Source organism: Micromonospora qiuiae (genome assembly GCF_016863555.1).
Taxonomy (GTDB): Bacteria; Actinomycetota; Actinomycetes; order Mycobacteriales; family Micromonosporaceae; genus Micromonospora; species Micromonospora qiuiae.
On sequence record NZ_BOPC01000148.1, the window covers coordinates 2,501 to 5,282 of the forward strand.

The following is a 2,782-nucleotide window of genomic DNA, read 5'->3' on the forward strand; positions in this document are numbered from 1 at the left end:
GTACCGTGAGGGAATGGTGAAAAGTACCCCGGGAGGGGAGTGAAATAGTACCTGAAACCGTTCGCCTACAATCCGTCGGAGCCCTTTTTGTGGGGTGACGGCGTGCCTTTTGAAGAATGAGCCTGCGAGTTAGTGGCACGTGGCGAGGTTAACCTGTGTGGGGGAGCCGTAGCGAAAGCGAGTCTGAAGAGGGCGTTGAGTCGCGTGTTCTAGACCCGAAGCGGAGTGATCTAGCCATGGGCAGGCTGAAGCGTGGGTAAGACTGCGTGGAGGGCCGAACCCACCAACGTTGAAAAGTTGGGGGATGACCTGTGGTTAGGGGTGAAAGGCCAATCAAACTCCGTGATAGCTGGTTCTCCCCGAAATGCATTTAGGTGCAGCGTCGCGTGTTTCTTGCCGGAGGTAGAGCACTGGATGGTCTAGGGGGCCTACAAGCTTACCGAAATCAGCCAAACTCCGAATGCCGGTAAGTGAGAGCGCGGCAGTGAGACTGCGGGGGATAAGCTTCGTAGTCGAGAGGGAAACAGCCCAGATCACCAGCTAAGGCCCCTAAGCGTGTGCTAAGTGGAAAAGGATGTGGGGTCGCTTAGACAACCAGGAGGTTGGCTTAGAAGCAGCCATCCTTTAAAGAGTGCGTAATAGCTCACTGGTCAAGTGGTTCCGCGCCGACAATGTAGCGGGGCTCAAGCACACCGCCGAAGCTGTGGCATTCACACATGTACTCGGTGTCCTGCTTTTGGGTGGGGCATCCAGGTGTGTGGGTGGGTAGGGGAGCGTCGTGCCGGGGGTGAAGCAGCCGAGTGATCGAGTTGTGGACGCGGCACGAGTGAGAATGCAGGCATGAGTAGCGCAAGAAGGGTGAGAAACCCTTCCGCCGGATGACCAAGGGTTCCAGGGCCAGGTTATTCCGCCCTGGGTGAGTCGGGGCCTAAGGCGAGGCCGAGAGGCGTAGTCGATGGATAACGGGTTGATATTCCCGTACCCGCGAAGGAGCGCCCGTGATGAACCTCGTTGTGCTAACCATCCAAACCATCCACGACCTTCGGGTTGAGGGTGGGGAGCGTGGGAACCTGGCGGGTAGTAGTCAAGCGATGGGGTGACGCAGGAAGGTAGCTGAGCCCGGCCGGTGGTTGTGCCGGGGTAAGCGTGTAGGCCGTGTTGTAGGCAAATCCGCAACACATAGAGGCTGAGACGTGATGCCGAGCCGATTCAGGTGAAGTCAGTGATCCTATGCTGTCGAGAAAAGCCTCTAGCGAGTTCCGAGCGGCCCGTACCCTAAACCGACACAGGTGGTCAGGTAGAGAATACCGAGGCGATCGGGTGAACTGTGGTTAAGGAACTCGGCAAATTGCCCCCGTAACTTTGGGAGAAGGGGGGCCGGAGACGTGAAGCCCTGTGCGGGTGGAGCGTTGTATGGCCGCAGAGAGCAGGGGGAAGCGACTGTTTACTAAAAACACAGGTCCATGCGAAGAAGTAATTCGATGTATATGGACTGACGCCTGCCCGGTGCTGGAACGTTAAGGGGACCTGTTAGCTCCTTTGGGGGCGAAGCGGAGAACTTAAGCGCCAGTAAACGGCGGTGGTAACTATAACCATCCTAAGGTAGCGAAATTCCTTGTCGGGTAAGTTCCGACCTGCACGAATGGCGTAACGACTTCCCCACTGTCTCAACCACAGGCCCGGCGAAATTGCAGTACGAGTAAAGATGCTCGTTACGCGCGGCAGGACGGAAAGACCCCGGGACCTTTACTATAGCTTGACATTGGTATCTGAGTTGATTTGTGTAGGATAGGTGGGAGCCGGTGAACCATCGACGCCAGTTGGTGGGGAGGCAATCTTGAAATACCACTCTGGTTGATTCGGGTATCTAACTTCGGGCCGTGATCCGGTTCAGGGACAGTGTCTGGTGGGTAGTTTAACTGGGGCGGTTGCCTCCTAAAGGGTAACGGAGGCGCCCAAAGGTTCCCTCAGCCTGGTTGGCAATCAGGTGTTGAGTGTAAGTGCACAAGGGAGCTTGACTGTGAGACTGACAGGTCGAGCAGGGACGAAAGTCGGGACTAGTGATCCGGCACTTGCGTGTGGAAGCGGTGTCGCTCAACGGATAAAAGGTACCCCGGGGATAACAGGCTGATCTTCCCCAAGAGTCCATATCGACGGGATGGTTTGGCACCTCGATGTCGGCTCGTCGCATCCTGGGGCTGTAGCAGGTCCCAAGGGTTGGGCTGTTCGCCCATTAAAGCGGTACGCGAGCTGGGTTTAGAACGTCGTGAGACAGTTCGGTCCCTATCCGCCGTGCGCGTAGGATACTTGAGAAGGGCTGTCCCTAGTACGAGAGGACCGGGACGGACGAACCTCTGGTGTGCCAGTTGTCCCGCCAGGGGCACGGCTGGTTAGCTACGTTCGGAAGGGATAACCGCTGAAAGCATCTAAGCGGGAAGCCTGCTTCAAGATGAGGTATCCCACCCCACTTTGTGGGGGTAAGGCCCCCAGCTAGACGACTGGGTTGATAGGCCGGAGATGTAAGCCAGGTAACTGGTTCAGTTGACCGGTACTAATAGGCCGAGGACTTGACTACAAAGATTCTGCTCGCGTCCACTGTGTAACTCACAGCAAACAAACACACACCCTGGTTTGGTTTGGTGTTGTTTGTCATGTTGATAGGGTTACGGCGGTTATGGCGGAGGGGAAACGCCCGGTTACATTCCGAACCCGGAAGCTAAGCCTTCCAGCGCCGATGGTACTGCACTCGGGAGGGTGTGGGAGAGTAGGACACCGCCGGACA

The 2,782-nt window shown here is 56.7% G+C and carries 2 rRNA genes (1 of these 2 only partly in view); both read left to right on the forward strand.

The features are described 5' to 3' along the window. A 23S ribosomal RNA gene (locus Vqi01_RS29885) occupies positions 1–2,575 on the forward strand (it extends 544 nt beyond the left edge of the window). Between the two features lie 89 nt (positions 2,576–2,664). Then, positions 2,665–2,781: ribosomal RNA gene (gene rrf, locus Vqi01_RS29890) — 5S ribosomal RNA — on the forward strand. Position 2,782 lies beyond the last annotated feature (1 nt).